General features: G+C 67.6%; 25 protein-coding genes and 1 tRNA gene. 7 read left to right on the top strand and 19 right to left on the bottom strand.

Going from position 1 to position 13,770, the window contains the following annotated elements; translation table 11 throughout:
• Positions 1 to 107: 107 nt before the first annotated feature.
• The 3 genes from lon to KF889_25640 are packed head-to-tail and all read right to left on the bottom strand — an operon-like array spanning position 108 to position 3,305.
• Positions 108 to 2,492 carry an endopeptidase La gene (gene lon / locus KF889_25650; GenBank protein ID MBX3502844.1) on the bottom strand — a complete coding sequence of 795 codons (2,385 nt, stop codon included), beginning with the start codon at positions 2,490 to 2,492 and terminating at the stop codon, positions 108 to 110.
• Positions 2,489 to 2,911, bottom strand: a complete 423-nt coding sequence (locus tag KF889_25645) for an Hsp20/alpha crystallin family protein (GenBank protein ID MBX3502843.1) — start codon at positions 2,909 to 2,911, stop codon at positions 2,489 to 2,491. The genes lon and KF889_25645 overlap by 4 nt, the downstream gene beginning before the upstream one ends.
• A 49-nt stretch (positions 2,912 to 2,960) precedes the next feature.
• Complete coding sequence (locus KF889_25640; protein ID MBX3502842.1) at positions 2,961 to 3,305, bottom strand: MmcQ/YjbR family DNA-binding protein; 345 nt, start codon at positions 3,303 to 3,305, stop codon at positions 2,961 to 2,963.
• A 66-nt stretch (positions 3,306 to 3,371) separates the two neighbouring features.
• On the opposite strand from KF889_25640, the gene KF889_25635 reads away from it, so the two are divergent.
• Complete coding sequence (locus tag KF889_25635; protein MBX3502841.1) at positions 3,372 to 4,703, top strand: FAD-binding oxidoreductase; 1,332 nt, start codon at positions 3,372 to 3,374, stop codon at positions 4,701 to 4,703.
• A 59-nt stretch (positions 4,704 to 4,762) separates the two neighbouring features.
• Positions 4,763 to 4,838 (top strand) — tRNA-Glu (locus KF889_25630).
• A 57-nt stretch (positions 4,839 to 4,895) separates the two neighbouring features.
• On the opposite strand, the gene KF889_25625 is transcribed toward KF889_25630, so the two are convergent.
• The 15 genes from KF889_25625 to KF889_25555 form a co-directional block, all read right to left on the bottom strand.
• A complete protein-coding gene (locus KF889_25625; GenBank protein MBX3502840.1) occupies positions 4,896 to 5,963 on the bottom strand; it encodes a tyrosine-type recombinase/integrase in 1,068 nt (355 codons plus the stop codon).
• An 11-nt stretch (positions 5,964 to 5,974) separates the two neighbouring features.
• Complete coding sequence (locus tag KF889_25620) at positions 5,975 to 6,223, bottom strand: hypothetical protein (GenBank protein MBX3502839.1); 249 nt, start codon at positions 6,221 to 6,223, stop codon at positions 5,975 to 5,977.
• Positions 6,216 to 6,617, bottom strand: coding sequence for a DUF4326 domain-containing protein (locus KF889_25615; protein ID MBX3502838.1), 402 nt, complete (start codon positions 6,615 to 6,617; stop codon positions 6,216 to 6,218). The genes KF889_25620 and KF889_25615 overlap by 8 nt, the downstream gene beginning before the upstream one ends.
• Positions 6,610 to 6,936, bottom strand: coding sequence for a hypothetical protein (locus KF889_25610; GenBank protein ID MBX3502837.1), 327 nt, complete (start codon positions 6,934 to 6,936; stop codon positions 6,610 to 6,612). The genes KF889_25615 and KF889_25610 overlap by 8 nt, the downstream gene beginning before the upstream one ends.
• Entirely contained in the window at positions 6,933 to 7,169 is a 237-nt protein-coding gene (locus KF889_25605; GenBank protein MBX3502836.1) for a hypothetical protein, read from the bottom strand. Before KF889_25605 ends, KF889_25610 begins: the two co-directional genes overlap by 4 nt.
• Positions 7,166 to 7,435, bottom strand: a complete 270-nt coding sequence (locus tag KF889_25600) for a hypothetical protein (protein ID MBX3502835.1) — start codon at positions 7,433 to 7,435, stop codon at positions 7,166 to 7,168. Before KF889_25600 ends, KF889_25605 begins: the two co-directional genes overlap by 4 nt.
• Before the next feature lie 87 nt (positions 7,436 to 7,522).
• Positions 7,523 to 7,687 (bottom strand): hypothetical protein, encoded by a 165-nt coding sequence (locus KF889_25595; protein ID MBX3502834.1) that lies wholly within the window; start codon positions 7,685 to 7,687, stop codon positions 7,523 to 7,525.
• A 20-nt stretch (positions 7,688 to 7,707) separates the two neighbouring features.
• The gene (locus KF889_25590) at positions 7,708 to 7,983 is read right to left on the bottom strand and encodes a Lar family restriction alleviation protein (protein MBX3502833.1); all 276 of its coding nucleotides are present in this window, start codon (positions 7,981 to 7,983) and stop codon (positions 7,708 to 7,710) included.
• Complete coding sequence (locus tag KF889_25585; GenBank protein MBX3502832.1) at positions 7,980 to 8,978, bottom strand: AAA family ATPase; 999 nt, start codon at positions 8,976 to 8,978, stop codon at positions 7,980 to 7,982. Before KF889_25585 ends, KF889_25590 begins: the two co-directional genes overlap by 4 nt.
• Positions 8,975 to 9,928, bottom strand: coding sequence for a PD-(D/E)XK nuclease-like domain-containing protein (locus KF889_25580; GenBank protein MBX3502831.1), 954 nt, complete (start codon positions 9,926 to 9,928; stop codon positions 8,975 to 8,977). Before KF889_25580 ends, KF889_25585 begins: the two co-directional genes overlap by 4 nt.
• Positions 9,921 to 10,073 (bottom strand): hypothetical protein, encoded by a 153-nt coding sequence (locus tag KF889_25575; GenBank protein ID MBX3502830.1) that lies wholly within the window; start codon positions 10,071 to 10,073, stop codon positions 9,921 to 9,923. Before KF889_25575 ends, KF889_25580 begins: the two co-directional genes overlap by 8 nt.
• A gap of 10 nt (positions 10,074 to 10,083) precedes the next feature.
• Positions 10,084 to 10,299 (bottom strand): hypothetical protein, encoded by a 216-nt coding sequence (locus tag KF889_25570; protein MBX3502829.1) that lies wholly within the window; start codon positions 10,297 to 10,299, stop codon positions 10,084 to 10,086.
• Between the two features lie 97 nt (positions 10,300 to 10,396).
• Complete coding sequence (locus KF889_25565) at positions 10,397 to 10,648, bottom strand: hypothetical protein (GenBank protein ID MBX3502828.1); 252 nt, start codon at positions 10,646 to 10,648, stop codon at positions 10,397 to 10,399.
• The gene (locus KF889_25560) at positions 10,645 to 10,893 is read right to left on the bottom strand and encodes a hypothetical protein (protein MBX3502827.1); all 249 of its coding nucleotides are present in this window, start codon (positions 10,891 to 10,893) and stop codon (positions 10,645 to 10,647) included. The genes KF889_25565 and KF889_25560 overlap by 4 nt, the downstream gene beginning before the upstream one ends.
• Positions 10,883 to 11,071, bottom strand: coding sequence for a hypothetical protein (locus tag KF889_25555; protein ID MBX3502826.1), 189 nt, complete (start codon positions 11,069 to 11,071; stop codon positions 10,883 to 10,885). The genes KF889_25560 and KF889_25555 overlap by 11 nt, the downstream gene beginning before the upstream one ends.
• Before the next feature lie 269 nt (positions 11,072 to 11,340).
• On the opposite strand from KF889_25555, the gene KF889_25550 reads away from it, so the two are divergent.
• Positions 11,341 to 11,658 (top strand): hypothetical protein, encoded by a 318-nt coding sequence (locus KF889_25550; GenBank protein ID MBX3502825.1) that lies wholly within the window; start codon positions 11,341 to 11,343, stop codon positions 11,656 to 11,658.
• A 4-nt stretch (positions 11,659 to 11,662) separates the two neighbouring features.
• Positions 11,663 to 12,070, top strand: coding sequence for a hypothetical protein (locus KF889_25545; GenBank protein MBX3502824.1), 408 nt, complete (start codon positions 11,663 to 11,665; stop codon positions 12,068 to 12,070).
• 10 nt (positions 12,071 to 12,080) lie between these two features.
• Here KF889_25545 and KF889_25540 read toward each other — a convergent pair whose 3' ends face one another.
• The gene (locus KF889_25540; GenBank protein ID MBX3502823.1) at positions 12,081 to 12,722 is read right to left on the bottom strand and encodes a helix-turn-helix transcriptional regulator; all 642 of its coding nucleotides are present in this window, start codon (positions 12,720 to 12,722) and stop codon (positions 12,081 to 12,083) included.
• 63 nt (positions 12,723 to 12,785) lie between these two features.
• On the opposite strand from KF889_25540, the gene KF889_25535 reads away from it, so the two are divergent.
• The 3 genes from KF889_25535 to KF889_25525 all read left to right on the top strand — a co-directional run bounded on the left by KF889_25535 (position 12,786) and on the right by KF889_25525 (position 13,769).
• Positions 12,786 to 13,049 carry a hypothetical protein gene (locus KF889_25535; protein ID MBX3502822.1) on the top strand — a complete coding sequence of 88 codons (264 nt, stop codon included), beginning with the start codon at positions 12,786 to 12,788 and terminating at the stop codon, positions 13,047 to 13,049.
• 220 nt (positions 13,050 to 13,269) lie between these two features.
• Positions 13,270 to 13,599 (top strand): hypothetical protein, encoded by a 330-nt coding sequence (locus tag KF889_25530; protein ID MBX3502821.1) that lies wholly within the window; start codon positions 13,270 to 13,272, stop codon positions 13,597 to 13,599.
• On the top strand, positions 13,596 to 13,769 hold the full coding sequence (locus KF889_25525) for a hypothetical protein (GenBank protein ID MBX3502820.1): 174 nt from the start codon (positions 13,596 to 13,598) through the stop codon (positions 13,767 to 13,769). Before KF889_25530 ends, KF889_25525 begins: the two co-directional genes overlap by 4 nt.
• Position 13,770: the final 1 nt, after the last annotated feature.

Here is a 13,770-nt window from a genome sequence, read left to right as displayed (position 1 = left end):
TCGGGCCGCGCCGCTCCAGTGGCGCTCATGATGCTTCGCTGGAGTGGCGCGCCCCCAGCCTTTGAAGGCCATATGCGATTGCCCTGCCCCTGAGGGGGAAGGCAAGATCAATCGGCCACCGCGCGTTCGACTGTTGCTGATTGAAGTGCGGCGGCGACCGCATCGTCGACGCGTTCGAGCCAGGTAAACTCAAGCGCAGTGCGCACTTCCTCCGGGATGTCGTCGAAATCGCGCCGGTTGCGCGCCGGCAGCATCACGCGCTTCACGCCGGCGGCGTGCGCGGCCACGACCTTCTCCTTGATGCCGCCGACCGGCAGCACGAGGCCGCGCAGGCTGATCTCGCCGGTCATCGCCGTGTCGCTGCGGATGGCGCGGCCGGTCAGCAGCGAGGCGAGCGCCATGAACATCGCCACGCCGGCGCTCGGGCCGTCCTTCGGCGTGGCGCCGGCCGGCACGTGGACGTGGATGTCGCTCTTCTCGAACTGGGCGGAATCGATACGCAGCGACTGCGCCTGGTTCTTCACCAGGCTGAGCGCGGCCTGCGCGCTCTCACGCATCACCTCGCCGAGCTGGCCGGTGAGGATCAGCTTGCCGCCGCCGGGCGTGCGCGTCGCCTCGATGAAGAGGATGTCGCCGCCCACCGGAGTCCAGGCCAGGCCGGTGGCGACGCCGGGCACGCTGGTGCGCAGCGCCACCTCGTTCTCGAAACGGATCGGCCCGAGGATCTTCTCCAGGGCGTCGACGGTGACGCGCACATGTGTTTCCGATCCGTCGGCGATGCGCACGGCGACGTTGCGCAGCGCGCGGCCGATCTCGCGTTCGAGGCTGCGCACGCCGGCCTCGCGCGTATAGGCGTCGATGATGTGCCGGATCGCCTCGTCGTCGATCTCGGCCTGTTCCGGCTTCAGCCCGTTGGCCTGGAGCTGGCGGCCCACGAGATAGCGCTTGGCGATCTCGAACTTCTCGCCCGACGTGTAGCCCGACAGCGCGATGATCTCCATGCGGTCGCGCAGCGGGCCGGGGATGGTCTCCAGCATGTTGGCGGTGGCGATGAAGACGACGCGGCTGAGATCGAACGGTACGTCGAGATAGTTGTCGCGGAAGGTGCCGTTCTGCTCGGGGTCGAGCACCTCGAGCATGGCCGAGGACGGATCGCCCTGGATGCCGCGGCCCATCTTGTCGATCTCGTCGAGCATCATCACGCAGTCGCGCGAGCCGGCCTTGCGGATCGCCTGAACGATGGTGCCGGGCATAGCGCCGATATAGGTGCGGCGATGGCCGCGGATCTCGGCCTCGTCGTGCACGCCGCCCAGGCTCACGCGCGCGAACTTGCGCCCCATGGCGCGGGCGATCGACTGGCCCAGCGACGTCTTGCCGACGCCGGGCGGGCCGACGAAGCACAGGATCGGCGCCTTGCCTTCGGGCGCCAGCTTGCGCACCGCGAGGTACTCGACGATGCGCTGCTTGATCTTCTCCAGGCCGAAATGATCGGCGTCGAGGATGCGGCGCGCCTCGGCGATGTCGATCGGCCGCGCTTCGGGCGGCGCCCACGGCAGCTCGAGCAGCGTGTCGAGATAGGTGCGGATCATGCCGTGCTCGGCCGAGGCATCGGGCGTGCGCTGCAGGCGGCGCAGCTCCTTGCGCGCCTGCTTCTCGACCTCCTCGGGCATCTTCGACTCGGCGATCGCCTTCTCGAGCGCGGCGATCTCCTGCTTGCCGGACTCGTCCTCGCCCAGCTCGCGCTGGATGGCGGCCATCTGCTCGCGCAGCAGGATCTCGCGCTGGCGCGCATCGAGGGTCTGCTTGGTCTGCCGGCCGATCTCGTTGGACAGACGCAGCACCTCCAGGCGCTTGCCGAGCAGGGAGGAGACCTTGTCGAGACGCGGGATCAGCTCGCTGGTCTCGAGAACCTCCTGCTTCTCCTCGAGCTTGGCGTCGAGATAGGTCGCGGCGAGATCGGCCAGCGCGCCGGGCTGCTCGGTCGCCTCGACGGTCTGGCGCAGCTCGGCGGGAACCTGCGGCAGGAGCTCGAAGACCTCGTTGACCTGCTGCCGCAGCACCAGGAAGCGCGCCTCGACATCCGATCCTTCGCCGGAAGGCTCGGCAATGTGCAGGCCGCGCGCAACGGGGAAGGGGTAGCCGTCAAGATACTCGGTGATGCGGAAGCGCTGCGCGCCCTGGCAGACGATGTGATGCGTGCCGTCGGGCGCCTTGATGTAGCGCAGGATGTTGGCCAGCGTGCCGGTGCCGTGCAGGTCGCCGGCCCTGGGCTCGGTCGCCTCGGCGTCGCGCTGCAGCACGACGACGATCTGGCGCTGCTCGCGCGCGGCCTGCTGCACGGCCGCGATCGAGGCGGGCCGGCCGACGGCGATCGGCATGACGATCTCCGGGAACAGCACGACGTCGCGCACCGGCAGCACGATCATGGCGTCGGCCGGCAGCGGCTTCGCCGCCGTCCGGGTGGCGTTCGGGTTGACGTCGTCGGGGGTCATGGCGCACCTCCGCGCATACCCGCCTTGCCCAGATGCACTACCAGGCAGCCATTGGCGGCGAAATTGCGTGCCGAGTCGTAGCGGCCGGCCGGCAGCTCGAGGCGTCGTTCGAAATGCCCTCGCGGCAGCTCCAGCCGGTGGATCACGGCGCGCCGCAGCTCATCGGGCAGCACGCGCTCGCCAGTGACGACCAGGATGCCGCCCTCGATCACCACCTTGACCTGTGCCGGATCGACGCCGGGCAGGGCGAGCAGGATCAGCACGGCGTCGTCGGTCTCCAGCACGTCGACGGGGGGTTCCCAGGTGGCCTCGCGCGGGCTTGGGCGCGGGCGGAAGACCTCGCGATGCAGGCCCTCGGCCCGCGCCAGCATCTGCAACGCCTCAGACCACATCCAGTCGCGCGGATCGCCCCGGGCCATGTCACGCTCTCCTCGTTGCGCCGGATATGGGATCGCACCGGCCGAATTGCTATCGGCGGCGGCCCATCAGGCGTTTGGGCGCCATCAACCGCCAGGCGCGGATCAGGCTGGCGGTCAGATCCTTGTCGCTGGCTCTCGACAGCCGCACCAGCACGGCCGGCCAGCCCTTGTAGTGGTCGGTCTCGAAATAGACCCTGGGTGCCGCCGCCATCAGCATTTCCTTGTCTTCCAGCGAACAGCGGAAGACGAGGGTATCGTCGTCCTTGACGCGCATCATCGACTTGCCGGCCACCTTCAGCGACGGCGTGCGATACCAGATGCTCTCCTCGACCTCGGCGAGCCCGGCCTTGGCGGCCAGTTTCATCAGGCGAGCGATGACAGGATCGGCGGCCATGTGCGGCAGCCTAGCTTGAATCCAGTGCCGCTGCGCGCGACTGTGTCGCCGAACGGGGAGGGAAGCATGGCCGACAGCGTCTTCCACAAGGACTTCAAGGCGATGCCCTGGTGGTGGGAATGGTGGCACCCCTCCAACGAGCTGTCGCAGGACCCGCCGAAGAAGACCGACGTGCTGGTGGTCGGCGCCGGCTATGGCGGGCTGTCGACGGCGCTGGAGCTGGCGCGTTCGGGCATCGACGTCACCGTGCTGGAGCGCGGCGATTTCGGCATCGGCGCCTCGACGCGCAACGGCGGCGGCGTCAGCGGCGGCACGACCCTGGGCAAGGGCTTCTCGGGCAAGGGCGTGAAGAGCGATCCCGAGGCGTGGAAGAACGTCATGGCCCGCATGCTGGCCGACGCCGCGGATTCGCTGGCGCAGGTCCAGACCGTGATCGAGCGCGAGGGCATCGAGTGCCACTGGCGCATGAGCGGTCGGTTCAGTGGCGCCTATACCAGGCGGCACTACGACGAGCAGGCGGCCAAGACCGGCACCTACAACGAGAGCGGGGGACTGGGTACCTACATGGTGCCGCGCGAGCGCCAGCGCGAGGAGATCGCCTCGGACTACTACCACGGCGGCATGGTGGTGGAGCGCACCGGCCAGCTGCACCCGGCGCTGTACTATGGCGGCCTGCTGAAGGCGGCGCACCGCGCCGGGGCGAGGCTCTGCGCGCAATGCGACGCCGAGAAGATCGAACGCAAGACCGGCGGCTTCACCGTGCTCACCAGCAAGGGCCCGATCGAGGCGAAGGAGGTGGTGATCGCCACCAACGGCTACACGACGGATCTGACACCGACGCTCAAGCGCCGCCTGGTGCCGGTGGCCAGCCACATCATCGCCACCGAGGAGCTGCCCGAGGACCTGGTCCAGAGCCTGATCCCGAAGAACCGGGTGATCAGCGATACCAAGCGCGTGCTCTGCTACTACCGCCAGTCGCCGGACAACAAGCGGGTGATCTTCGGCGGCCGCGCGCGCTTCACCCAGGTCTCGCCGGAGGTCAGCGCACCGGTGCTGCACGGCTACATGCTCGACCGCTGGCCGCAGCTCAGGGGCACCAAGGTCACGCATGCCTGGACCGGCAACGTCGCCTTCGCCTTCGACTTCCTGCCGCACATGGGCATGGAGCAGGGCATGCACTACCTGATGGCCTGCAACGGCTCCGGCGTGGCGATGATGTCGTATCTGGGCTTCCAGACGGCACGAAAGATCGCCGGCGGCTCCAATGCTCCGGTCAACGCCTTCGACGGGCAGGATTTCCCCACCGTGCCGCTCTACAGCGGCAATCCCTGGTTCCTGCCCATGGTCGGCGCCTGGTACCGCACCCGGGACTGGTGGGACCGCAATGTCGCATCGTGAGGGCAGCCGGGCGGCTTGATTTCCCCGCGCGAACCGTTACACATCCGGCGCGCCGCGACGTCCCCATCGTCTAGAGGCCTAGGACACCAGCCTTTCACGTTGGTAACACGGGTTCGAATCCCGTTGGGGACGCCAGCACCGTTGTGGACCAAGATGTTCGTGGCGGGGTAGACGCCACGGGTAGACACCCGGTTAGCCCTTCACCAGTCGAGGCTTCGTCAGCACGCGCATACCGGCCGCCGCAAGGCGCCGCTGTTCTGCTTCGCGGGAATACAGCTCGGCGTGTTGCATGTTCGTGTGGCCGAGAATGTCCATCAGTTGCCGCGTGGTCGCGCCGCCCTCGGCCAGGAGCTTGCCCAGCGTCTTACGCAGCCCATGGAACGTGCAGCCAGACGGCAGGCCAGCGGCCTCGGTCCAGCCCTGCATCCGCATGCCCAGCGCCTTTGTGGAGAACGGCTGGCCGTAGCGGGTGACAAGAATTGTCGCCCCTTCGCGAGGCGCGGCCGCGAGGGCTTCGGCCAGCGCCGGCAGGATCGGCAGCCACAAGGCGCGGCCGGTCTTGATCTGTGTCAGTACGATCCCGCCGTCGCGCAAGTTCGCCCAACGCAGGGCCGCTACATCGGATCGGCGCTGTCCAGTGCAAAGGGCGAGCGCGTAGGCGAGGCGAGGCGTTGAGCCGACCGGCCAGTGCGCCTCGTACTGCTCGCGCTCTTCCGTCGTCCAGGCGCGCCAGCCTTCAAGCTGCGGGCGATAGCGTAGCCTGTGCGTCGGATCTGTCTCAGTCCATTCCTCGTCGAGCGCCACGCCGATGAGGCGCCGCAAGAGGCGCAAGACGTGTTCGGCAGCGTGCGGCGTGTCGGCCATGCTGGCAAGGATCGCCTTGACGTGGCGGCGCTGTAGTTCGGCAACCAGCATGTCGCCATAGGGAAGTGTCGAGTTGGGGCCTGTCGAGGTCAGGAAGCGTTCGGCAACGGCGGTCTGCTGCGCTCGGGATGACGCCTTGAGCGCGCGCCACTCGGCGGTCTGCGTTGTCACGATCCGCCACGCCGCCTTAAGTGAGCGAGCTACGGTCGCGGCCGGGTGCCTACGGACTTCGGCGCGCGTCGGCGCGCGGCCCTCAAGGGCGGCGCAATAGGCGGCCTCGAAGGCGTGTTCTCCGGGCTGGCCGGGAAGGTAGACTGATCGACTGCCGCGCCTGAAGCGCCAGCGCGTCGTGCCGTGCCGGTCGCGAAAGCTGCTGAGGTAGGGGCGGGGCGTCATCGGCCGCAACGCTACGCCGCCGGCCGCCGGATGTTCAAGGCCACGTCGAACTGATTTTCCCGCTTCCCGTCATCCGGCAGATCGGAGAACGCGGCGTCCAGGGCGATGCGATCCCATACCACCCGGCCGTCGATCCGCTTCGGCCTCGGCATGCGGCGGTCGCGCACCATCTCGTCAAACTTGGTCGCGCCCACGCCGATGTAGCGCGCCGCCTCCTCGCGAGACAGGCCGCGCGGGGGATAGGAGGGGGCCTCAGCCATCCGCCCTCCCGAGCGCTGGCCCGTTCGCCAGCTCCAGCAGAACGTCGGCGTGGCAGGCGTCGCCCGGCTTGCACCAGCACGCCAGATTCTTTCCGGCGAGCGCGAGGCGCGCCTTGTCTCGTAGGTTGCTTTGCGCCGGGTGATTGATCCACGCCCGATACGCCGACACCGCCAGTTCCCGAGCCTCGGCGGGAGTGTCACGGAACCACATGCCGGGGCCGCTCCAAGTGCCGATACACCACGTCTCCGTCGTCACGCCCATGTGCGTAGACGTTCCTTTGGTAATCGAGAACGGATTGCCGAAGCCGCTCGACCGATCGACAACGACCGTGTTCGGCGGCATCTTCCAGCCCTTGGTGCGCTTGCGCTGGATGCGCTGCGGCCGGTCAACCATGGCCCCTCCCGAGCACTGCGACGGCGGCGCGGGCCTTGTCGCGCCACACAGCCCGGTGGTCGTTCTTCATGGCATCCCAGTCATCGCCGGGGAGGGACCGCCGCCAGTGTTCGTGTATCCCCCTAGCCATGCGCTCGATCACGGCGTCGGACTGGAGGTGGGTGAGGGCCGCTTCGGCGACGAGATTGCCGAGCGTCTCATACTCCGCATCCGACAGGACGGGGTCTGCGTCGAGGATGCCGAAGTCAGTCGGACTCCCGCCGACGTGATCCATGATCGCGTTCCGTGCAACCGCCGCCAGCTCGTCGCGCCCGCTCATGCCCGAGGCTCCGTCTTGCGGATCGGCTCAATGAAGGCCCAATTGTAGCCGGACGCAGTCTTGCGGTGGTCCCATCGGACGGTTGGGCAGCCGAACTCGTCAACTTTGGTGACGGTGCCGATCGCGTTCTCGCGCGACTTCGGCAGAATGAATCGGCCGCGCGCGTACTCGCTAAAACGCACACGCTGGCCGACCTTGAACCGATGACCGCCCATTCTCTCGGCAAGCGTCATGCCTCGCCTCCCGCGCCGCCGACGATGGCGCGCGCTTGGAGGGCGCAATCCTTCATCTGGTGGCGCATGCCGAGAAGGTAGTCGGTGGCTGCTGTGTTGCTACTGGCGATCTGTTCCCACGCCGTGCACAACTCCCGCACCGCCAGCACCATGCGGAGAGCGGCGGCTACGTCAGCGTAGTAGCGTTGGTCCGATTCAAATCGAGACTCTTGGGCCACTCGTTCGCCGTCAGCCACGATGGCCCGCAGCCTGTCATCCGTCAGCATTGGTCCTCCTGGTGCGCGCGAAGGGTGGCTGCGAGGAAGGCGCGCGCGAAGGCGTGCGTGCCTCCCGCTCGGCACGCGCGGCGGGGGTCATCGTGCGCGCTCCGCCTTGGCTGCATGGAACCGTCGAGCCTTGTACGGCGCGACATGCTCGGCAATGGCCTTGTCTATGGCGTCTTCTTCGTCCTCGGCCTTCACGGTCAGACCGAGCGACACGCCACCCTTCTTGCGAGCGAACGTGTACTGGACCGTCACGCGATAGTCTCGATATCCCATCACTTCCCCCTCGCTGCGGCCGGCGCCGCGGTGCGCTTGTTCCACATGGCGATGGCGACAGCTTCCGTGCTGCCGCAGACGCTTGGCTCAACGCCGCACGCGTCATTCCAGCACATGAGGTTCCGCTTCCGAGGTCCGCCGCCGTGCCAAGGCACAAGGATCGGAGGCTCGCCACAGAACGGGCACGGGAGTGCGCTATCCAAGCGGTATGCGCCACGGAAGCCAGTCTCGACCTCCACCGCCTTCGGCCTCGGCCGCTTCGCGCGGGCGGTCATGCTGCCCACCGCTCGTCATCGTCGGCGGGCGGCGGCTCGTCGGGGCCGATGCGCTCGGCAAGCGCTGCCGTGATGCTGTCGGCGGCCTTCGGCGGGATCGTCGCGAGCCAAGCCGTCGCGTTGGTCTGCCAGACGCGCGCTTCCAACGGCTCCATGTTGGCGATGGCGGCCAGCGCGACCTTGAGCGATGCCGGCGGCTGCCAACTCGGCCTGTCGCCGGGGAAGTCGGACGCGGGCGGCTGCTGTTGCTGCGGCGGGGTGGTTACGGGCGGCGTCGAGACAGCACCGCCCTTGGCCCAGGCCGCCAGCTTCGCGCCCGTCTCGACGGTGATGCGCTCACCGCTGCGGATAACGCTCGCCAGTTCGGGATGGCTGATCTTGGTCACGCGCATCGTGTGGTCCGGCAGGATCTCGGCGTGAACCGTCATCTCGAAAATGAAGTCGCCATCCTGCTTCGGTGATGCGAACTCGTCCTTGACGATGACCTGCTTGCCCTTCTCGTTCGTGACCTGCCGCGACTTGCGCTTGGCACGCAGGCAGCAGATGACGTGCATGTTGGTGCCCAGCAGCTTGAGCAGCATCTTGAGATGCGCGCCCTTGGGTTCTTTCCAGCAATGCAGTCCGGGCTTGCCGGTGCGCTGCTCGATGGCGCCGGCCATCTCGATCACGCCGCCGACGCCCTCCCACTCGTGCGACATGCTGTCGATCACCAGACACTCGATGCCAGCCTTCTCAGCGTCCTCGATGGCGGCGATGTAGCGCTGCGGCGTGAACGGGGCGCCGAGGTCGGCGCGGAGATAGCCGCCGGGGATCACGTCGGCGTACAGCGCGCCGCGCCCGCTTTCCGTGTCGATCATCGCCAGCTTGCCAGTCGCCCCGACAAGGCCGCGCCCGAGCATGAGCGCGCTGTAGGTCTTGCCGCTGCCGGACTGGCCGTAAAGGCCGATGAGCGCCTTCGTGTCGCTGCGCTGCGCCTGGTCGAACTTGAACGTCATGCCGTCCTCCTGTGGGGTGCCTGCCAGTCCATGGCGACTTTCAGCAGGCCGCTTGGTGTGGTGCCGAGGATCTTCCGCTCCTCGTGCTGCTTGCCCTGCCAGCCGGGCGGATCGACGCGGCAGATGCGTGGCACGTAGCCCGGCCAGCGATCCGCCTTTATGCACGTCCGCCAAACCTTGAACGCTTCCTCGACGCGCTCCCGCGCCTGATCCAGCGCCTTGTTGCTGAGCGCCACGACGGACAAGCCATAGGGCGGCTTGGTCTCCTGAGCGATGAACAGGAACTCGACCTCGCGCACCGCCGGGTAGAGTTTCAGGATGCCGCGCTCGTAGAACGCCGCCTGAATGTCGCCGTCCATCCCGTACAGGCGCGACGTGAAGGCGTCCGGCTCGGCGCTGCCGCTGCTGGTCTTGTAGTCCACCAGGCGCACGCGGCCCTCGCCCGTGAAGTCGGCGGGCAGGCAGTCGATCCGGGCGCGGCACCACGTATCATCGTCGCGCCAGACCATCGTTTGCTCGGCCATACAACCGTCGAACACGTCGCCGACTTCATGCGCGGCGAGCTGCTGGCGGGCCGACAGGACCATGGCGCGCACGTCGCCGGCATCGTCCTCAAGGACGGGCACCTTGCCGGCCTCGCGTGCCGCATCGCGCGCGTCCTTGGCGGCATTACTCCGGTAGTCCTTGAACTTGATAACCTCCATGCCGCGCCCGACGCCGAGCAAGAGCGCATGCGCCGCGCTGCCGATGTCCTGAGCCTTCGATGACTCGTCCGACTGCCACGCGGGATTGAGGCGGGGATGCGCCGTCCAGGCATGAAGCGGCGACTGGCTGACGAGCATCTTGGCGATACTCGCACTGAGCGAAGGCTCGGGGCAGGGGTCGGCGTGATAGGCACTCTCCGCGATATGCGGATGGATGCCCGCGCCGAGGGTGAGCGCGTCAGGCATGGGGCGCGTCCTTCTTCGGCGGCGGGTTGTCCTGCAGGAGCCGCCAGTCGGCCTCGGACTCGCGCCTGCGCATCACCCGCGCCAGCGCCGCCGCGCGCTCGCGGGCCAGCGCACTGCGCTCGGCTTCGGATGGGGCGCGGGTCATGGGGCCACCTTCACCACCGCGCGATCCTCGCGTTGTCGACCGGCTGATGCCGTTCATCGCGGGCGATCTCGCGCGCGCGATGCAGAAGGTCTTCGCGGCTGTAGCCGAACGTCCCGGCGAAGTTCGTCGCGACAAGCGCGGCCTGGTCCTGGCCGCTGTTGACGCCGGACTGGTAGATGTGGCGTGCGAGCTGATCGAGCTCACTCTGGCGCGGGAACAGCATCACGTCGTCCAATCCAACAGCGTCGCCCCGTCGTCGCGCACGGGCGCCTCGTCATCGCTCGCCACCCACGCCAGCATCAGCGCCCATTCCTCGTCGCGGGTCACAGCCGGACCTCGTGCGATTCGAGGATGGTCTCATCCGGCACACCATCTTCGTCGCGGAAGTAGCGGACGCGCTTGATCTCGACCGAACTGCCGCAGACCTTCCCCTGCTTCAGCAGCTTGCGCCCGACGCTCTCGGCGTGACCGCGATTGAGGGCCGTGCGCTCGCAGGCGAAGTCGGCAAGGTCGCGGTCTTCGTCCTTGGCGGCGGCCGCGTCGAGCCACGAGACGATCCAGGATTCGCGGGTCACGGCAGCACCTTGAACGCCTGCCGGTTCACCGCCGCGAGCGTCCGCCGCAGCATCGGCAGCGTCGCGCGCTCGAACGGATGCATGCCGCGCCGCCGCATCGTCGCGAGGTTGGCGAGCAGGCCGGGCTCACGATCGCCGTCTGGCAGATCGCGGCCGAACAGCTCGGCGCGCCGCTCGCGTGCCTGGGCCAGCGTGTCGGGGCTCGGCTTGGTGGCGACGGGGAGGGCGGCGATGTCACGCGGCATCGCGCTTCTCCCCGAACAGCTTGGCGCGCTGGGCGGCGACCTGGGCCGCACCGGCTGGCGCGAGCTTCGCCATCACGTCGGACAGCAGGCACTCGGCGAGCAGGTAATGGCCGTTGCCGATGTGGCCGACCGCGCGGGCCGCCTTGTCCATCAGCTCGATCCGCTCCGCTTCGGTCATCGCCCGCTCCTCTGACCGGGATCGGCGGCCGGCTGTTCGCCCGCACCGCCGCCCCTGTCCCCACGAACCGGCACCAGCGCCGGCACGGGTGGAAATGTGCAGGATCGGCACATTCAAGTCAATCGCAAAATGTGCGTGTTTGGCACATTTCTGCGTAGAAGCCGCTCAGCGTCCGCCGGGTCATGTGCCGAATACGCTCTGAGGTTCTGGCTTTGTCCCGCGCATGATCAGCCGGAATCTCAACCGGGGAGGGGAAGTTGGGGCGCCTCTTGGCAATCACCGCGTGCGCGGCGGCGTTGTCCGCCTGTTCGATGACGCTCGACGTTCGTGGCCGCATGTCCGACTCGGACGAGACCTTCACGGGCAAGGCCACGGGTTACATGGACGGCGGCGGCACTCTGACGATCTACTCCTCGAAGGGTGCGCAGTGCTCCGGGGATTTCGTCTACGTGAACCGGCGCCAAGGCGCGGGCACCTTCGTCTGCGCTGACGGTCGCAGCGGGCCATTTGAGTTTGTGTCGACCGGCACGCGCGGGACCGGGCAGGGCAACATCGGTGGCCGGCCCTTCGTGTTTACGTTCGGGTGATGGCGTGCGTTGGCTGCGACACCTTTTCGGCGAGGCGAGGCCGCGGCGTTCCAGCCTGCCACTGGCCGGGGCGCCGGATGAGGCGACCTATCAGCTTGGCGTGATGTCGGTTGGCTTACTCGCGGCCGAAGAGGCGCAAGAGATTATTAGGTCGGGCAACTTCGATCCTGAGGTTGAGCCTGAGGGCCGCTGGAGGGACCGTCTGATTGACGAAGCCAGCCTGGACGACTACGCGACCGAGCACATCGAGTATCTGCGCGAAATGCGAGACTATCACATCGACTACAACATGAAGACGAAGCGCCCGATGCCCAAGGATCTCTGGGACTTGGTCAACGAACGCGCTGAGTACGCGCATGCGCTTCGTGCGCTGCTGAAAGCCAACCAGGCCGCCATGAGGGCTCGCGGCTGATATCCGCCGTCTACTCTGGCGCCTGCATGTGCTTCACGGGTGACGCCCATTCTAGCTCTACGTCTTCGATCAGGCCGGCGTTGATCGAGATGAGATTAAATCGGCCGGGCGTCGGGCCTCGCCGCACCTGCTTGAGCATCATCCTGCCGTCGGCCAGCTTCACGACGCAGAGCTTTCCGACCACGCCATAGACATCCTGCTCGGGCTCGCGGCTGTAGAAGACATACCAGCCGTCGAAGACCATCGGCTCCATTGATGCGCCCTTCACGATGGCGGCGACGGTGGTTGCTGGGTTTAGGCCGCGCGGACACTCGATTTCGCCAAGGCCCTGACCTTTGGCATAGTCGTCGATCGGATAGAACTCGGCGCCGGCGCCGATGTAGTTGATCGCGGGCACCATCTCGGTTTCGGGAATGTCCGACGTCGGCACGCCGAGCGCCCTGGCGAGCGCGGTCATCTGATAGTCCTTGAGGATCCCGCCGCGCTCGAGCCGGCTGAGCGTGCCGTGATACAGCCCGGCCTCGCTGGCAACATCCTCCAGCGTTCGACCCTGTGACTCCCTGATCCTTCGAAGACGGTTTCCCATCCGCGCGATATGTGCGAATGGCGCACAGGGCGTCTTTGCCGAATGTTGCACATGGGCGACCTGCAAGGCAGTTGACAATTGTGCGAGATCGGCACATTGTCAAGCCACCCTCCTAATAGGCCGGAAGAAATGACAGCCACCCCGAATGTTGTGCAGCGCGAAAAGCTCAAGGCTTGGCTGGATGGCGACGATCGGTCGGTGACCTGGCTGACGAAGAAGCTCCGCGAGCGCCTGGACCGACCGATCAGCTTCTGGACCGTTCGCCGCGTGGTGCTCGGCCAGCGCCAGCCAGCGCCGGACGAGGGCCGCGCGATCATCGCCATGGCGAACGGCGCCGTCACGGCCGCCGACTTCTACGGCATCGACCAGTCGGCTGATCGGGACGCCGCCTGATGTCTCCGCGCATGCAGTTCCCGGGCGAATCGACCGATCGGCAATCGCCCTCCCCGCCGCCGGTGGCGATCTCGCCCGATGCTCGCGTGGCCCTCGATCATTTGGGGTCCGTTCGGCAACAGGTCGATGGTCGTGAGTTCATGCGGCGGGCCGCGACGATGCTCGCCAAGCCGAGGCCTCGCCGCCCCGGCATCACCCCAACCCCCGCCCAGGACGCCGCATGAACGACCGCAACATCATCGGCATCGACGTGGCGCGGTTCAACGGGCGGTCGCGGCCCGGGGCGGATCGGGTCTCGACGCGCGGCCTGGTCGGCCCGGGCATGTTCGCGCGGCTGCGGTCGGTCGGCCTTCGCGAGCGACTGCGGATGGACCTGATCGACCTGCTCATTGCTTCGTTGCGTCGTCTGGGGTGCGAAGTAGAGCGCTACACGCTCCGAGCATCTGACGGACGAGGCCCAGCGATTCGGGTGGAAACGGTAGCTGGAGGTACGACCCATCTGTCAGTCGCAGACCAATCGTCAGACCGCCCGGAGGCTCGCCCTGCATGATGTCGACCGTCTTCACTGGCGGCGCCATCAGCGTGTCGCCGAATAGCTCCCGCGCCATCTGCGGCGTGAGCCGAACCACCTTCGCCATTGTCGCCTCCCTGCGCTTCGGCCTGACCTTGCCGCCCGGTAGCGGCTCGGGCAAGCGCGCGCCCAACCACGAGGCCGCCTGAC

Source organism: Alphaproteobacteria bacterium, assembly GCA_019635875.1.
GTDB lineage: Bacteria > Pseudomonadota > Alphaproteobacteria > Reyranellales > Reyranellaceae > JAFAZJ01.
This window is presented reverse-complemented; position numbering and strand designations above follow the sequence as displayed.